The organism is Flagellimonas sp. ABD4_174 (genome assembly GCF_056160185.1).
The window spans coordinates 430,418-447,529 of record NZ_JBSWWP010000001.1 but is presented as its reverse complement, the minus strand read 5'-3'; the positions used below and the strand labels follow the sequence as shown (position 1 = coordinate 447,529).

The window sequence follows — 17,112 nt, the reverse complement described above, 5'->3', positions numbered from 1 at the left end:
GTTAAAGGTTTTCAGCTATTATTCCGCCCCATTATCCACATCGGCTTCCAATATTTTACCAAGGTAAACCAATTTATAGCCTTCTCCTTTAGGGGAGAAATCCTTACTGTTGGCAGGTATTATATCAATACTGCCACTAGGTGATTTGGTGAACAGCGGAACTATATCCCTCATCTTTTTGGTGATGTCGATCAAGCTATCGTAATGTTCCTTGTTCTTAAGGTCAATTTCATGGATGGTTGGATGTTTCCGAACGGTATCCATCAATTGAATAAAATCATCGGTGTGGGAAAACAGTCCTTCTTTTGGGTTGTTCTCCGGATCGTTGACTTCCTCTGTGTTCACCAAACGGAAAGCGCCGTTTTCCCCAAACTGTTTTTGAAACTTATTAATCGCAAATTTATTAATGTCCGAGTTGCCGGTCAAAGCCATGAGATAGCCCATGTCGTTCAACTCGATATTGTCGGTTAGCGAATCAGAAAAAATGTTGGCCGTAATCGCTTCCATACCAAGCTTTTTGGCTTTTTCCACATTGTTCTGGTTGTTATCGATCAGAACAACATGCCTATTGTTCTTTCTAAGGTAATTCCCTATTAGCCTGGAGAGCTTGGATGCGCCGATAATCAGAATGCCTTCAGATTTTTTCAAGAAGACGCCCACAAGTTTTGCAAAAAACCTTGCGGTGGTAGCGTTCAACAAAACGGTGCCCAAAACAATCATAAACACCAATGGGGTAATGTATTCTGCACCGGGCTCCCCCCTTTGCATCAGTTTAGAACCAAAAAGAGAGGCAATACCAGCAGCAACGATACCTCTTGGCCCCACCCAGCCGATAAATAGCTTCTCGTTAAATTTTAAATTGGATCCCTGCGAACTTAAAAATACACCCAACGGCCGTATTATAAATACAATTACGGCAAATAGAGCTACCGTGTTCCAGGTATAGATCAGTTCCAAATCGCTCATATTGATGTTGGCCGCCAACAAAATAAATAAGATAGAGATCAGCAGAACACTAAGGGATTCCTTAAAATAGAGCAGTTCCTTTAAATTGGGGAGGTTCATGTTCCCCATAACCATTCCCATTACCACAACGGCCAATAGTCCCGACTCGTGTGCAAACAGGTCGGACTCTACGTAAACCAACAATACTGTTGATAAAGAAACCACGTTCAACAAATAATGGGGTATAAAATTTCTTTTTATGGCAAAGGCAAGTGCATGGGCAAACGTAAATCCGAATGTGGTTCCGAACAAAATAATCTTGCCGAACTCGATCAAAGCCGTTTGGGTAAATGCCTGTCCTTCCCCAACACTTATAAACTCAAAAACCAATACAGCAACGAGCGCGCCTATAGGATCTATCAAAATTCCTTCCCATTTTAGAACGGCAGACACATCTTTTTTAAGGGGAATGTTCCGTAGAATTGGTGTGATCACGGTTGGTCCCGTAACAATGATCAAACCGGAGAACAAAAAGGAAATTTGCCACGATAACCCGAAAATATAATGTGCGGCCACACCAGCTCCAAAGAAAGTCACAATGGTTCCAATGGTTATCAATTTTGTGATTACCGGACCAACATTTGATATTTCTGCCCTTTTAAGGGTAAGTCCTCCCTCGAATAGGATTACACTAATGGCCAACGAAACAAAATAGTAGAGTCCCTCCCCCGGGAATAGGCCTTTATTGCCGTTCCAAATAGGTTCTATAAGTTTAGATCCGTCTTCAGTGTACAGGGTGGCAATGGGGCCAACCAACAAGCCTATTAAAATAAGGGGTAGAATCGCAGGCAGTTTAAAGCGCCAAGCTACCCATTGTGCAATAATGCCAAGAATTATAATTCCCGCAAGTTCGACCATGGTGCAAGTTTTGCGGAAATTTAATGTTTTTCTTTTAGATTATCGTTCCGCTCTAATCGCCATAATCGAAATCGGGTCAAATGCCGATGTCGATTTGAGCAGATTCAAGGGGCGAATGTATTACCATGAACCCTTTTTTGTTAAAATACGGCTAATAAATCTTTATTTTTTCGGCAATTGGGTGGGGCTTTTCTTATTTTGCAGACCATTTTATTTTCTACATGACAATTTATCCCATAGAAACAGGAAATTTTAAGTTGGACGGTGGTGCTATGTTCGGTGTAGTGCCCAAATCCATATGGAATAAAACAAATCCTGCCGATGCCAATAACATGATTGACCTTGCAGCTCGCTGTCTTTTGATTGAAGACGGTGAACGTCTTATTTTGATCGACAATGGCCTGGGCAACAAGCAGTCAGAAAAGTTTTTTGGTTACTATTATCTCTGGGGCGACCATTCCTTGGACAAATCCTTAAAAAATGCCGGATTTCATCGTGATGATGTGACCGATGTTTTCTTGACCCACCTACATTTTGACCATTGTGGTGGAAGCATTCAATGGAACAAGGATCGAACAGGATACGAGCCAGCTTTTAAAAATGCACGCTTTTGGACCAATAAAGACCACTGGGAGTGGGCCACAAAACCCAATGCAAGGGAAAAAGCCTCCTTTTTAAAAGAAAATCTTTTGCCTATGCAGGAAAGTGGTCAACTCCATTTTATTGATCGAAAAGAAAGTTCCTTTTTACAAGAATCCGAGCTTGGATTTGGAATCCATTTTGTAGATGGACATACGGACAAACAAATGCTGCCACATTTAAATTATAAAGGAAAGACCATGGTTTTTGCGGCTGACTTGATTCCTACGGTGGGACATATACCCCTACCCTATGTAATGGGCTACGATACACGGCCACTGTTAACACTACAGGAAAAGGCTTCATTTTTGGAAAAAGCTGTAGACAATGATTGGCTATTACTGTTCGAACACGATGCCCATAACCAGATCTGTTCCTTGAAAAGGACCGAAAAGGGAGCCCGTTTGGACCAGCTTTTCTCTTACAACGAATTGTTCAAAACACAATAAATCCTCACTCACATAATAAAATAATTCTATGAAATATACATATCGCAAACTATCGTTCTTTGCCTTGGGCGCATCTCTTTTTCTTATGGGATGTGGTTCCACCACATTGGTATCGACCCCTGTTGAAAATATCGATGCCGTACCTTTAAAAGTTTCCGAACTTACCGATGCGGAGAAAAAAAATTGGGGTCACTTGGATCTTATCGCGGATACCATTCCCGGAATGAGTGTGGACAAGGCCTACAGAGAAATCATTAAAAACAGAAAGGGAAAAACAGTTGTAGTTGCCGTTCTCGATTCTGGAATGGACCTAGATCACGAAGACCTTAAGCCCGTGCTTTGGACGAACAAGGACGAAATTCCCAATAATGGTAAAGATGATGACGGTAACGGATATGTAGACGATGTGCACGGCTATAACTTTTTGGGCAAGTCGTACAACGAACAACTGGAATATGTTAGAATGCTCCGTTTAAACATAGGCGATGCCTCCGATAGGGCTGCCGCAAGGTTAAAATTGGATAAAGAATATCCCGAAGCATTGCAGAACAAGCAACAGTACGAGCAAATTTTCCAAGTGGTAAAAGGAGCCGATGAAGTTGTAAAAAAGGAATTGGGCAAGGACTCCTACACCAAAGAAGATTTACTATCGATTGAGGCAAAGACCCCTCAAATGGAACAAACCATTGCTGTTTTAACACAAATGTTCACCTACGGCGACAGTATTGAAAAAGTATTGTCTGAGCTTGAGGAAGGTATTACCTACTTTACGGAACAAGTAAACTACAACCTCAACAAAGATTTTAATGGCCGAACTCCCGTAGGGGACGACCCATACGACATCACAGATATTGTATACGGAAATGGCAACCCAAATAATATGGTGGAAACCGAGAGCCATGGAACGCATGTGGCGGGAATTATAGCCGCCCAAAGGAACAATGGTATCGGAATAAACGGTGTTGCAAAGAATGTCGAAATTATGAGTATCAGAGCCGTTCCCAACGGGGATGAGTATGATAAAGATATTGCATTGGGCATACGATATGCCGTGGACAATGGGGCGTCTATTATCAACTGTAGTTTCGGAAAATCTTTCTCGCCAAAGGCCGAGTGGGTCTACGACGCCATAAAATACGCAGAGTCCAAAGATGTTTTGATCGTACATGCCGCCGGCAACGATGGCTTGGACCTACAACTGCCAGAAAACAAAAACTTCCCGAACGATCACAAGTTTGAAAATATGGAGTTTGTGGACAACTTAATTACTGTAGGTGCCCTAACGAGTAGCTATGGGTCAGAAATGGTGGCATCATTTTCCAACTATGGAAGTCAAAACGTGGACATTTTTGCTCCAGGAGCAAAAATTTATTCCACCATGCCCAACAATACTTACGAATTTCAAGGGGGGACCTCAATGGCCGCTCCGGCTGTTGCGGGTATTGCAGCGCTGATCCGTTCTTTTCATCCAGATCTTACCGCGGCACAAGTAAAGAGCATCATCATGCAATCGGGTCTGCAAACAAAAACTTCCGTTATTGTGGCCGGCGATGAGAGCAAAGCCATGTCTTTTGATAAAATTTCCAAGTCCGGCAAAATGGCAAATGCCTATAATGCCTTAATTTTAGCAAATAACATTTCAAACGGTAAAATGACCCTAGAAAGCAATTCCAAATAACATATGAAGCGTTTAAAATCATTCCTTTTTTCAGCCTTTTTAGGAGCTAGTTTCTTCCTAAGTGCACAAAATTCAAGTAGCTGGCAACAGCATGTGGACTACACCATGGATGTGCAAATGGACGTTAAGACCTATCGATACACTGGCACCCAGAAATTGGTCTATACCAACAACTCACCAGATGAATTGAGTCGCGTTTACTATCACTTGTTTTTCAATGCCTTTCAACCGGGCAGTGAAATGGACATTAGGCTCCAAAACATTAAAGATCCGGACAAAAGAATGATGGAGGGCGACAAAAGCAGAATTGCTTCGCTTTCTGAAGACGAAATAGGGTATTTGCACGCCAAAACATTAACCCAAGATGGGCAGCCCGTTGATTTTACCGAAGAAGGGACCATTCTAGTGGTGGATTTGGCCAAACCGATTCCTTCTGGGGGCAAAACTACGTTAGAAATGACTTTTGATGGCCAAGTGCCGTTACAAATCAGACGTTCTGGAAGAAACAGCAAGGAAGGTGTTGCCCTTTCCATGAGCCAATGGTACCCAAAACTTTCTGAATACGATTTTGAAGGATGGCACGCAAACCCGTATATAGCTCGCGAGTTCCACGGTGTATGGGGCGATTATGATGTAAAAATCACATTGGACAAAGAATACACGATTGGAGGTACCGGATATCTCCAAAACCCGAATGAAATAGGGCATGGTTACGAAACCCCGGGCACAAAGGTAAAAACCAAAGGAAAAACGCTGACTTGGCATTTTAAAGCCCCTATGGTACACGATTTTATGTGGGGAGCGGACCCTGATTATATTCACGATGTATACCAGATGGAAAATGGGCCCACGCTCCATTTCTTTTACAAGGACAAGCCCGAACTCCAAGAAAACTGGAAAAACCTTCAGCCCAAAACGGCAGAAGCCATGACTTTTTTCAGTAACAACATAGGAAAATACCCATACGATCAATATTCTGTTGTGCAAGGTGGAGATGGGGGTATGGAATATGCCATGAGTACCTTGATCACCGGCGAACGTAAATTTGGGAGTTTGGTCGGTGTTATGGTGCACGAAATGGCACACTCTTGGTTCCAGCACGTACTGGCCACCAACGAATCCAAACACGAATGGATGGATGAAGGGTTTACATCTTTCATTAGTAGTCTGTGCATGAACCAAATTATGGAACAGAACAAGCAAAATCCATTCGAAGGATCGTACCGAGGGTATTACGCCTTGGTAAACTCTGGTTTGGAAATGCCCCAAGCTACCCACGCCGATCGGTACACCACCAATTTTGCCTATGGCATTTCTGCCTATAGCAAAGGTTCTATTTTCTTGTCCCAGTTAGGTTACATAATCGGTCAGGATAAATTAATGGAGACCATAAAAAAGTATTTCGATGATTTCAAGTTCAAGCATCCGGTGCCCAACGATATTAAAAGGACTGCCGAAAAGGTATCTGGAATGGAGCTTGGTTGGTATTTGACCGATTGGACACAAACAACCAACACCATCGACTACGGCATTAAAAGTGTAGAGGCGGATGGCGAAAAAACCAAGATAACCATGGAACGTATTGGAGAAATGCCCATGCCACTGGATATTTTGGTGGTAAGCACGGACGGAACACAGGAAACCTTTTATGTTCCAATTCGAATGATGTATGGAGAAAAGGAAAACCCTTATCCCAACCTAAAGCGCACCGTTTTGGAAGATTGGCCTTGGGCATACCCTACCTATGAATTTACTGTGGAAATGCCACTGGAAAAGGTACAGGCCATAATGATCGACCCATCACAGTTAATGGCAGATGTCGATGGAGAAAACAATGTATACCAAGTAGAGGAATAGTCTCAATTTAGTAAACACAAATTTTAAGGGCGGCCAATTGTGTCGCCCTTTCTTGTTCTATATCGGACTTATTTGAGTAATTTGTCTTTAATAATGGAGCTGTCCGAACAATGTTAGAAAAAAACACCCATCCAACCACTACAGGGACCCAAAAGAATTTAAACAAAAGATCTTCAATGGATTTCTCTTTCCCAAAAAAAGAAAAGCTTACCAATAAAAAAGTGTTCGAAACTCTTTTTACAGAAGGGAAGGCCCTGCGTGAATTCCCATTACAACTGATTTACGTTAAGACTGCTCCCAATGGCGAGGTTCCCATAAAGGTTGCCGTGGTCGCCCCAAAAAAAAAGTTTAAGACCGCTGTGCAGCGCAATCGGATAAAACGCTTGTTACGAGAAGCCTATCGGCTCAACAAGCCCATTATTTTTAACAACATTGAGGGAAACTTTGCGTTCATATTTTTATACCTTGGCAAGAAGACCCCAAATTTTAAAGAGGTAGATCTAGCCATGAAAAAGTTGTTGGAGTCATTTTTAAATAAAGAGTTCCATGAAAAGATTGATTAAAAAGCAGGTGCTTGTTCCCGTTTTGGCTGTGGCAATTTTTGTTGGGGCCAGCAGTTTTAAGAGCGACTTTTTTGAGATTGCAAAGCAGATAGAAATATTCACCACATTGTTCAAAGAACTCAACATGAACTATGTGGACGAGACCAATCCGGCAGAATTGATGGACTCGGCCATAAAAAATATGCTGGGCGAACTTGATCCCTACACCCAATTTTTGAATGAGCAGGATGTTGAATCCTACAAAATCAATAATTCTGGAGAATATTCCGGCATAGGTGCGCTCGTGCGCTCGTACGAAAGTAAATTGGTAGTTGTGGAACCTTATGAAGGATATGCGGCCGACAAAGCCGGTTTAAAGGCCGGTGACGAAATTATTAAAATAGGTGAAACATTGGTTGCCGATTTCGACGACAATGCGGGAGAACTATTAAAAGGAGCGAACAATTCCACGGTAGAGGTAACATTTGTGAGACAGGGAGAAACCAAAACCACTTCCATTACCCGGGAAGGTGTTGAGGTCGATGCCGTTCCTTTTTATGATATGATCGATGAAAAAACCGGTTATATTGTACTTGCCCGTTTTAATAGAAAGGCATCCAAACAGACGCAATTAGCCCTACAGGACCTTAAAGGTCGAGGCGCCGAGCGTTTGGTTTTGGATTTAAGGGGAAACCCGGGGGGATTGCTCTCCGAAGCCATAAACGTTACGAACTTGTTTGTGCCCAAAGGAGAATTGATCGTTACCACAAAATCGAAAGTAAAAAAGTTCAACCAAGAATATAGGACCAAGAACAAGCCGGAAGATGTAGATATTCCTTTAGTTGTTCTTATAAACGGAAAAAGTGCCTCCGCCAGTGAAATAGTCTCCGGTGGGTTACAGGATTTGGACCGTGCCGTAATCGTGGGGGCCAGAAGCTTTGGGAAAGGTTTAGTTCAACGTCCGCTCAAACTCACCTATGGAACACAGTTAAAAGTTACCATATCCAGGTATTATACCCCTTCCGGAAGATGTATCCAGTCTTTGGATTATTGGAACCGGGATGCTGAGGGAAATGCAGTTCGAAACACCAAGTTTAATGAGTTCACCACAAAAAACGGCCGAAAAGTTTGGGACGGTGGCGGTGTTATGCCCGATGTAACCATTGAATCGTTAAAAACCAATTCCCTTATCGATGCTCTGGAGGCGAACAATATTATTTTTGATTTTGCAACGAACTATTTCTACGAACATAATTTCAATGATGTTAGCGATTTCTCATTTTCGGAAAGTGATTACATGGCTTTTAAATCCTATGTAAAAGAACAGAACTTTACTTTTCAGACAAAAACGGAAAAGCTTTTAGAAGAGTCTATCAACGCTGACGATTCGCTTTTAGGACAAGATGTACAGGAAAAATACAAAGACCTCTTATTGGCTGTAAACCGGGGCAAGATCACCGCGTTGGACAGCTATAAAAAAGAAATTCAGAAAAACCTGGAAGACGAGATCATCACCCGATACTTTTATCGCAACGGTCTCTATAAATATTATTTAAACCACGACGATGCCATTTTAACTGCCAAAGAACTATTGGCCAACACTAGTGAATACAATGGTATTTTACAATAAGATTTGGTAGCCAACAACCCATATTGGGTATCTATCAACTCATAAGGGTCAACCGTCAATTGTTTGGGTCAGGGTAGGTTTTTAGATACTACCTTAAACCAAAAACTGCACATGACCTACACAATACTTACCTTGGCCTTGGTAGGCTTAGTTTTGCTTTTTTGGCTTTATCATTTAATGAGAAATTGTTTTTCAAGATCGTTTTGTATCCTAAAGAGTCAAAAAAGTGGTTCCACTTCAACTACTGAAGCTTCTATAATATCAGTTACAACAATTAAAAACCATAAGAAACCACTATTGGAACTTTTAGTGCTTTTCGAAAACTTTTCAGGGCATTACATCCAAAGAAAAATTAGAGTTTGGGACAGTAAGCCAGAACTCGAGAGGTTTCAAATGGATAAAAAAATACCCTTGGGCCTCAATATTGCGAGAAAACCGAAAGACCCAATCTATTTATCACAACAAATGTGTCGGTTTTCCTTTGGTTTTGTAATTCTATGTAGCTTAAAAGCAGTTATCTATGTGATTGGTTGCTATGTTCTTGTCAGTGAATCACTTGGAAAAATTTTTTTAAACCAAGAGCATTACGAAATAGTTTTTAAATCGTCCAATACCTGGCAAATAGGAATGCTTCTTTTTGGGCTTAGTTTTTTTCTTTATTTGTTATTGGAAAAAATTGGTGTTTTAGTAAACGGTAAAACCATGCAACAAAATTGGGATATTTTGTATTATGGGATTGGGGCTACAGCAAAAACGATGGGATATCAAAAAACTGGAACAAAAATCAACAATAACCTAGTAGTACAGTTCCAATATACTTTTGTTGACATTGCCGGAGATAATATTTATGGCTCCGATAAAAAAGTCATCCATGAAGATCAATCTCCAGAAGAAATAGATCATCTCCAAATTATGTATTTACCATACAACCCATCTGTTTCACGAATTTCCGAAAATCTGGAAACATTGGAGTTCAATCGATTTCTCAACATCCTGTTTATGATAGTCAGTTTTATTTTTTCGGTGGTGTTCATCTTTTCATTTTATAAAACTGTTTTTCATTCATGAAATTAGAATTAATTAAAAAGGAATAAATCCTATTTTTGGACATGCAAAAACTAAAGGTATGTGAACTTTTTGCCGGTGTGGGCGGGTTTCGTTTGGGACTGGAAAACACAGGACATTATCAAGTGATCTGGAGCAACCAGTGGGAGCCCTCTACCAAAATGCAGCACGCATCCTTGGTTTACGAAGCCCGTTTTGGAAAGGAAAATCACTCGAATTCCAATATCGAAACGGTACCTACCAAAGATATTCCCGACCACGATATACTAGTGGGCGGATTTCCCTGCCAAGATTATTCCGTGGCCACATCTTTAAAAAACTCCAAAGGTCTTATAGGAAAAAAAGGGGTGCTTTGGTGGTCCATTCATCGTATCCTTTCAGAAAAAAAGAACAAACCAAAATATCTTTTTTTAGAAAATGTGGATCGTTTGTTAAAATCGCCTTCCACTCAACGTGGTCGTGATTTTGCCGTGATGCTGCGCAGTCTATCGGATTTGGGCTATGCGGTGGAATGGCGGGTAATAAATGCGGCCGATTATGGGATGCCACAGCGCCGAAGGCGCGTTTTTTTTCTGGCCTATTTAAAAGGGACCACATTACATTCCAAACTAAGAAAAACCCTGCCAAATAAATGGATTTTGGAAAAAGGTACATTTGCCGAGACTTTTCCCGTGGACCAAAATACGCCAAAACCCGTTTCTTTTGTTTTAAAAGAAAATTTAGTCTCCTTATCCGAAACTTTTAACAGTAAAAAAGAACTTTCTCCGTTCTTAAACTCGGGTATTTGCTTAAACGGTAAGGTCACAACCATAAAAACCAGTCCCGATTTTGATGGAACCAAAACGGTTCTTTCCGACATTTTGGAAAATGACTGCATTGCTCCAGAATATTACATTAATGAGTCCGATATGCCCAAGTGGGAATATTTAAAAGGCTCCAAAAAAGAAATACGCAAGACCAAAGCAGGTTTTGAATACAATTACAGCGAGGGCGGTATGGTTTTCCCCGATGCCCTTGATCAACCTTCCAGAACTATTATAACCGGTGAGGGCGGTAAATCCCCATCCCGGTTTAAACACGTGATCCAAACCTCCAAGGGACCACGAAGACTTTTACCAGTTGAATTGGAACGGTTGAACATGTTTCCGGACAATCACACCAAATTGGAGGGTATTTCCGATACCAAACGCGCCTTTTTTATGGGCAACGCCCTGGTGGTCGGGATTGTGGAAAAGATAGGTGCTTCCCTGTTCCGGAAAATAAACGAAGTTGAAAAGCAAATTCAAAGCTGATCTAAAAAAAGAACAAAAATTAACCCCATTATTAGACTCGTATTACCAAGAACACTTGAAGTATAATAGTTTTGAGCGGATTTCCCAGCTTAAAAAACAATTACAGGGCATCGATGTTATCCTAAAGGATAAACGTTCTTCAAAACAGTTTTATGTTGATGAAAAAGCCCAACTGGATTATATAAATGAAAGCTTGCCCACCTTTGCTTTTGAATTGTTTTATCAGAAAAATGGGGTCCAAAAACAGGGTTGGCTCTTCGATGCCGCAAAAAAGACACATTTTTATGCATTGATCACCAGTATTTATTCGGATGAAGAGGATGTTTTTACATCCTGTAATATCACGATGGTAAATAGAGCGAAACTAATTTCCTATTTGCATGGTTTGGGATTGAATCAAGGGCAATTGGAACGGGTTGTTTCAAAAAATAATGATAGACACGGCAAATTGGTGTTGGATGAATTCAATCCTAAAACCGAAGGATATCTGTTTTTCTCAAGAAAAAATAAAGCGGAAAAACCAATAAACCTTATCTTAAAACTGGACCATTTAATAAAAATTGGTGTGGCTAAAAGGTTGGTTTAACTTTATAATAATTATCTTTCAAAATATGAAGATATTACATTTATTTATCTTTTTGATACTGATTCCCTTTGTAGTATTAGTTGCTTGTAAATCCTTGAATCAAAATGGTACTTATTATACTTTGATTCTAGATGATGATAACATTTGGGTAGAACAATTTGACAATACCAATTTGGATGATAGTAGATATAACCACAACAACACTATTTTTAAGGAGCATACCTCTTTTATTTATTCCTTTAAACACCTTACCAAGGATAATCAAAGACTTTCATTTAAATATATTGATAGTCTTTCCGATTGGAAATTTCAACCTTACTCCAGTAAAAAAGATGGCCTATTTGAAAAAGTAAGCATTACTGTGTTGGAAGGGGTAGAAACCATGCAAAGATACATGCCTGACTATAATCAAACAGTTATATCTTATTCATATCAAACATACAATGATTTTGCGCCATTTGGAAGTACATCAGGTGTCATTGAAAATGAGAAAAATGTTTGGATGCACCCACCTAGAGATAAATACTTTAAAATATTGGAGTTAAACCCATTTCCCTATATAAAAGCACCATATAAAGTTGGAAACAGTTGGAACTGGACATTATCCATTGGTGATTTCTGGTCTGATCCCAGATGGTTGTCCTGGAATGGTCTTGTAAAAAATACCTATGACTATGAAATTATTAAAAAATCCAGATTAGAAACTGCTCTAGGAAATTTAAATTGTTTCGTAATAAAGTCAAATGCCACAAGCAGGTTGGGAGAAACAGAATTAATATCCTATTTCCATAAAAAGTATGGTTTTGTCCGTTTGGATTATCAGAATATTGATGGAAGCAGGACAATTTTGGAATTGGTGGACGTTATTAATCTTAATTCAAGTTATGAATAACAGCTAATGCTTTTCCATTCTGGCAGTATAACATTGGAGCTTTACGCTTTTAGCATCCTCCTATGTGGAATCCCGTCTTCCAAATATTCTTCACCAGTGACCTTAAATCCCAATTCCGTATAAAATTTTAATAAATAGGATTGTGCCGAAATTTCAATGGGTTGATTCGGAAATCTTTGGTCTATCGCAGCAAGTGAGGCTTGCATAATCCGTTTTCCAAGACCATATTTACGTTGATCTTGGCTTACCACTACCCTACCGATACTTACATTGTTGAAATAATCCCCTGGTTTAAAAATACGCGTGTAGGCAACTATTTCACCATTTTTTGTGCCTATAATATGAAGGGCCTTTTGATCTTTGTTGTCCACATCTTGGTACACACAATCCTGTTCCACTACAAAAACTTCGCTGCGGAGACGTAAAATTTGGTAGAGCTCTTCTGTAGTGAGCTGATCGAACGTTTTTATGGCCACTTCCATTAGTCCTGGACTATTATGCTTTTGGAATCGCACTTATCAAACTCTGGTTGTATATTCACATGGTTGATTCCATGTTTATGGTATACGTGCTCTTCTATCTTTTCCAAAATTTCATCGAACTCCGATAGGCGGATATCTTCTTTAAAATCGATATGTGCTTCCATATGAACTTCTTCTTCATTGAGTTGCCAAATATGGACATGGTGCACATTTTTAACTGGATCTATAGTACAAATAGATTCCACAATGTCCTGAATCACGACCGATTTTGGGGTAAAAAGCATTAACACTTTTGTGGATTCCTTCAATAGATCGTATCCCATATAAATAAGGTAGATTCCAATGATCATGGTCAATACGGCATCTACCCAATAAATTTCAAAATATTTCATTAATATACCGCCTACCAAAACTGCCACGGAGGCCATCATATCCGTGAGCAAATGCAAATAGGCAGATTTCATGTTCATGTTATGGTCAGAGTCCTTTTTTAGGAGAAGAACACTGAATCCATTGAACATAATAGCGATCAATGCCAACCAAATTACCAGATTGGATTCAATTTGTTGGGGATCTAACAACCTTTCAACAGCTTCTTTCATTAAAATTATGGCCACAACCACTAAGGTTGCCGCGTTTACAAATGCGGCCAAAATCTCTGCTCGCTTATATCCGAACGTTTTTTTTCTACATGCTTGTTTTTTGCCCAACCTTTGAGCAACAAAACTTATGATCAGCGAAAGTACATCGCTAAAATTATGGAGTGCGTCCGACAGCAAAGCCAAACTACCGGAGAGCAAACCCCCTATAACTTGTGCCACCGTAATTCCAATATTAAGGAATATGGAAATAAGCAGATTTCTTCCTTTTAGATCGGAATGGTCATGTGAATGGTGATGGTGGTGATGGCCCATATCACTTATCTACATGGTATTTTTTCTATCCTGCGTTCGTGCCTGCCCCCATCGAATTTGGTGTTTAAAAAAGTATCAACCATTTCCAAGGCCTGCGGTAGAGATATAAAACGTGCCGGTAAGCTCAAGATATTGGCATCGTTGTGTTCCCTTGCCAACTGTGTGATCTCCTTGTTCCAACATAATGCTCCCCTTACGTTCTGGTGTTTGTTAATCGTCATGGTAGCACCATTGCCACTACCACAGAGAACAATACCCATATCTACATTACCATTGGCCACATCGGTGGCTACAGGGTGGGTAAAATCCGGATAATCCACACTATCCGAACCATCGGTACCATAATTGACAACTTCTATACCCTTGGATTTTAATAGGCCAATAATGGCCAATTTATAATCAGTTCCGGCGTGGTCGTTTCCTATCGCAATTTTCATGTTTTTGTATTAAAATGGATGCTAAACAAAGGTACGATATCTTTTAATGGGATGCTGTTTATAAAAATGGGAAGCTTTTTGCATTTAGTTAAAAAACAAACACTTAACAACATCTATATTTTGTTAATTCTTTTAAGAAAAAATATGGTAACGAAATTTTGATTTCTAATAAAATATATCAGTAGTAATAATTATTTAACCTTGACTATAGATTTCATTAAAAATTAATCAACGAATATGAAACATTTATGTTAGGTAATTAACATTAAAAACACATTAACTTTTCAATAAATTGATGTTGACAACGGTTATTAAAAACCGTGAATAAAAAATATAAAAGCCTGATTCTTAAATTTCTTGTACGCTGACAAATTGTGAACAAAATATTTTGACTGTTCAAAGCAACTTTTTTCTAAAAATTTTATTCCACATTTCAACGATCTATCATAATCATCATTTTCATAAAATTTAAAAAAGAAGAAAAAATATAATATTGATAATTGTTGATAAAAGCAGATTTGTTTGTGATTACTTTTTCTTTCCTTGTTGGTCACGGATTATAATTTGTATTTTTCAAAAAAATAAGGACGTTAATGTCAAAGAAAAAGAAGAGAGCAAGTAGTCAGCGGAAGAACGAGATAACCAAGGGCATTTTTACCATCCTGGAAAAAGAACCGTCCAAAACCTTTAATTACAAGCAGATAGCTTCTAAATTGGGTATTTCGGATACACAAGATAGAAACCTGCTGATCAAACGATTAGGTCAGTTAAGGGCCAGTGATCGTATCGTTGAGGTGGAAAGGGGCAAATTTCAAATGAAACCTTCTTTGCATACCTATTTTACAGGTAGGGTAGATCTTACTACCAGTGGCAATGCATATATTATCGTAGAAGAATTGGAGGACGATGTATTTGTTCAGAACAATAATTTGAACGGAGCTTTCCATGGTGATACGGTCGAAGTATTTATAAGGCCACGGAAGAAGAGTAAGAAAATGGAAGGTGAAATTTCGAAGATACTCGAAAGGAAAAAAACATCTTATGTTGGCATTGTGGACAAACAAAAAAGATTTGCTTTTGTTCGTCCTACGGATTCCAGAATGTACACCGATATATTTATTCCACCGGAAAAATTGAAAAATGCCAACGATGGTGATAAAGTATTGGTTCTTTTGGGAGACTGGCCCAAAGATGCGGATTCTCCTTACGGTGAAATTATAGAAGTGTTGGGAAGACCTGGGGAACACCATACCGAGATACATGCCATTTTAGCGGAATATGGCCTTCCTAACGAGTTTCCGTACGAAGTGGAACAGTATGCCAAAACTTTGGATACCAGTATTAAAGAATCCGAAATTGCCAATCGAAGGGATATGCGAGATGTGTTGACCTTTACCATTGATCCAAAGGATGCAAAGGATTTTGACGATGCACTCTCTTTTCAACAGTTGGAAAACGGGAACTATGAAATAGGTATCCACATTGCCGATGTTTCCCACTATGTTAGGCCCGATTCAATTTTGGAAGAAGAAGCGTACAATAGGGCCACTTCGGTGTATTTAGTGGATCGCGTTGTACCCATGTTGCCGGAAGTCTTGTCCAACCAAGCATGTTCCTTACGGCCCAACGAGGAAAAATATACCTTCTCCGCAGTTTTTGAAATGGACAACAACGCACGATTGGTAAATCAGTGGTTTGGAAGAACCGCCATCAACTCCAATGAACGATTTGCCTACGAGGAGGCACAGCACATAATTGAAACCGAACAAAGTCAAATTCCAAAGGAAATATCCATCCGTGGAAAAGCCTATGCAGTATCCCAAGATATTGTAAATGCCGTGTTGACATTTGATAGGTTGGCCAAGATCATGCGCAAGGCCCGTATGGATGCCGGAGCGATCTCGTTTGATAAGATCGAAGTGAAATTCCATCTTTCCAAGGACAACGAACCCGTAGGTGTATATTTTAAGGAAGCCAAAGATGCCAACAAACTAATAGAAGAGTTTATGTTGCTCGCCAATAGAAAGGTGGCGGAGTATATTGGTAAGCAGAAAAAAACATTTGTTTACCGTGTGCACGACAAGCCGGACGAGGATAAATTATTGGCCCTCAACGGTGTAATTTCCAGATTTGGACATAGCATTAATCTTAAGGACAGCAAGTCCATTAACCAATCCTTGAATAAGTTGTTGGAGGATGTAAAAGGCCAAAAAGAACAAAATTTAGTGGATACCTTGGCGATTCGCAGTATGAGCAAGGCTATCTATACTACGGAAAATATAGGTCACTACGGATTAGGGTTCGATTACTACACACATTTTACCTCTCCCATTCGAAGATATCCCGATGTAATGGTACATAGATTGCTACAGCATTATCTCAATAAGGAAAAGGCCCCAAATGCCACTTTGTACGAAGAAAAATGTAAACACTCTTCCGACATGGAGCTGTTGGCCGCCAATGCGGAAAGGGATTCCATAAAATACATGCAGATAAAATTTATGGAAGACCACAAGGATCAAGAGTTCTTGGGTGTAATTTCCGGGGTTACCGAATGGGGCATATATGTGGAAATAATTGAAAATAAATGTGAGGGTATGATCCGTATCCGGGACATTAAAGATGATTATTATGTTTTTGATGAACGCCAATATGCCATAATCGGAGAAAGGACCAAACGGATGTACCAATTGGGAGATGAGGTATATGTGATGGTGAAGAGTACCGATCTTGTAAAACGGCATTTGGATTTTTCGTTGTTAGGCAAAAAGAAATAATACTATTTT

14 protein-coding genes are annotated in these 17,112 nt (G+C 39.7%); 10 read left to right on the top strand and 4 right to left on the bottom strand.

The annotated features are described in order from the left end of the window. Positions 1-18: 18 nt before the first annotated feature. On the bottom strand, positions 19-1,863 hold the full coding sequence (locus tag ACXAFK_RS01975) for a cation:proton antiporter (protein WP_474956625.1): 1,845 nt from the start codon (positions 1,861-1,863) through the stop codon (positions 19-21). 221 nt (positions 1,864-2,084) lie between these two features. On the opposite strand from ACXAFK_RS01975, the gene ACXAFK_RS01970 reads away from it, so the two are divergent. The 9 genes from ACXAFK_RS01970 (at position 2,085) to ACXAFK_RS01930 (ending at position 12,493) form a co-directional block, all read left to right on the top strand. Then, a complete protein-coding gene (locus tag ACXAFK_RS01970; RefSeq protein ID WP_474956624.1) occupies positions 2,085-2,951 on the top strand; it encodes an MBL fold metallo-hydrolase in 867 nt (288 codons plus the stop codon). Positions 2,952-2,979: 28 nt separating this feature from the next. After that, a complete protein-coding gene (locus tag ACXAFK_RS01965; protein WP_474956623.1) occupies positions 2,980-4,629 on the top strand; it encodes a S8 family peptidase in 1,650 nt (549 codons plus the stop codon). 3 nt (positions 4,630-4,632) lie between these two features. Then, positions 4,633-6,486 carry a M1 family metallopeptidase gene (locus ACXAFK_RS01960; protein ID WP_474956622.1) on the top strand — a complete coding sequence of 618 codons (1,854 nt, stop codon included), beginning with the start codon at positions 4,633-4,635 and terminating at the stop codon, positions 6,484-6,486. A gap of 176 nt (positions 6,487-6,662) precedes the next feature. Continuing rightward, the gene (rnpA, locus tag ACXAFK_RS01955; RefSeq protein ID WP_224835994.1) at positions 6,663-7,049 is read left to right on the top strand and encodes a ribonuclease P protein component; all 387 of its coding nucleotides are present in this window, start codon (positions 6,663-6,665) and stop codon (positions 7,047-7,049) included. Then, positions 7,033-8,658 (top strand): S41 family peptidase, encoded by a 1,626-nt coding sequence (locus ACXAFK_RS01950; RefSeq protein ID WP_474956621.1) that lies wholly within the window; start codon positions 7,033-7,035, stop codon positions 8,656-8,658. The genes rnpA and ACXAFK_RS01950 overlap by 17 nt, the downstream gene beginning before the upstream one ends. Positions 8,659-8,769: 111 nt before the next feature. Then, positions 8,770-9,726, top strand: coding sequence for a hypothetical protein (locus tag ACXAFK_RS01945; protein WP_474956620.1), 957 nt, complete (start codon positions 8,770-8,772; stop codon positions 9,724-9,726). 41 nt (positions 9,727-9,767) lie between these two features. Beyond that, positions 9,768-11,015 carry a DNA (cytosine-5-)-methyltransferase gene (dcm, locus tag ACXAFK_RS01940; RefSeq protein WP_474956619.1) on the top strand — a complete coding sequence of 416 codons (1,248 nt, stop codon included), beginning with the start codon at positions 9,768-9,770 and terminating at the stop codon, positions 11,013-11,015. Positions 11,016-11,070: 55 nt separating this feature from the next. After that, entirely contained in the window at positions 11,071-11,601 is a 531-nt protein-coding gene (locus ACXAFK_RS01935) for a hypothetical protein (protein WP_474956618.1), read from the top strand. Between the two features lie 25 nt (positions 11,602-11,626). After that, positions 11,627-12,493: a hypothetical protein gene (locus ACXAFK_RS01930; protein WP_474956617.1), complete on the top strand. Its 867-nt coding sequence runs from the start codon at positions 11,627-11,629 to the stop codon at positions 12,491-12,493. A gap of 41 nt (positions 12,494-12,534) precedes the next feature. Here ACXAFK_RS01930 and ACXAFK_RS01925 read toward each other — a convergent pair whose 3' ends face one another. Genes ACXAFK_RS01925 through ACXAFK_RS01915 form a run of 3 tightly spaced genes read right to left on the bottom strand, consistent with a single transcriptional unit; the run spans position 12,535 to position 14,326 of the window. Next, complete coding sequence (locus ACXAFK_RS01925) at positions 12,535-12,975, bottom strand: GNAT family N-acetyltransferase (RefSeq protein ID WP_474956616.1); 441 nt, start codon at positions 12,973-12,975, stop codon at positions 12,535-12,537. Next, a complete protein-coding gene (locus tag ACXAFK_RS01920; RefSeq protein WP_224835987.1) occupies positions 12,975-13,889 on the bottom strand; it encodes a cation diffusion facilitator family transporter in 915 nt (304 codons plus the stop codon). Before ACXAFK_RS01920 ends, ACXAFK_RS01925 begins: the two co-directional genes overlap by 1 nt. A 5-nt stretch (positions 13,890-13,894) precedes the next feature. Continuing rightward, positions 13,895-14,326 carry an RpiB/LacA/LacB family sugar-phosphate isomerase gene (locus ACXAFK_RS01915; protein ID WP_474956615.1) on the bottom strand — a complete coding sequence of 144 codons (432 nt, stop codon included), beginning with the start codon at positions 14,324-14,326 and terminating at the stop codon, positions 13,895-13,897. 593 nt (positions 14,327-14,919) lie between these two features. Here ACXAFK_RS01915 and rnr point away from each other — a divergent pair. Continuing rightward, positions 14,920-17,103: a ribonuclease R gene (gene rnr, locus ACXAFK_RS01910; protein WP_474956614.1), complete on the top strand. Its 2,184-nt coding sequence runs from the start codon at positions 14,920-14,922 to the stop codon at positions 17,101-17,103. Positions 17,104-17,112: the final 9 nt, after the last annotated feature.

Coding starts and splice junctions, on each gene's coding strand:
- rnpA (WP_224835994.1), top strand. CDS start 6,663: ATGGATTTCTCTTTCCCAAAAAAAGAAAAGCTTACCAATAAAAAAGTG.
- ACXAFK_RS01945 (WP_474956620.1), top strand. CDS start 8,770: ATGACCTACACAATACTTACCTTGGCCTTGGTAGGCTTAGTTTTGCTT.
- dcm (WP_474956619.1), top strand. CDS start 9,768: ATGCAAAAACTAAAGGTATGTGAACTTTTTGCCGGTGTGGGCGGGTTT.
- ACXAFK_RS01930 (WP_474956617.1), top strand. CDS start 11,627: ATGAAGATATTACATTTATTTATCTTTTTGATACTGATTCCCTTTGTA.
- ACXAFK_RS01970 (WP_474956624.1), top strand. CDS start 2,085: ATGACAATTTATCCCATAGAAACAGGAAATTTTAAGTTGGACGGTGGT.
- ACXAFK_RS01950 (WP_474956621.1), top strand. CDS start 7,033: ATGAAAAGATTGATTAAAAAGCAGGTGCTTGTTCCCGTTTTGGCTGTG.
- ACXAFK_RS01925 (WP_474956616.1), bottom strand. CDS start 12,975: ATGGAAGTGGCCATAAAAACGTTCGATCAGCTCACTACAGAAGAGCTC.
- ACXAFK_RS01920 (WP_224835987.1), bottom strand. CDS start 13,889: ATGGGCCATCACCACCATCACCATTCACATGACCATTCCGATCTAAAA.
- rnr (WP_474956614.1), top strand. CDS start 14,920: ATGTCAAAGAAAAAGAAGAGAGCAAGTAGTCAGCGGAAGAACGAGATA.
- ACXAFK_RS01965 (WP_474956623.1), top strand. CDS start 2,980: ATGAAATATACATATCGCAAACTATCGTTCTTTGCCTTGGGCGCATCT.
- ACXAFK_RS01975 (WP_474956625.1), bottom strand. CDS start 1,863: ATGGTCGAACTTGCGGGAATTATAATTCTTGGCATTATTGCACAATGG.
- ACXAFK_RS01915 (WP_474956615.1), bottom strand. CDS start 14,326: ATGAAAATTGCGATAGGAAACGACCACGCCGGAACTGATTATAAATTG.
- ACXAFK_RS01960 (WP_474956622.1), top strand. CDS start 4,633: ATGAAGCGTTTAAAATCATTCCTTTTTTCAGCCTTTTTAGGAGCTAGT.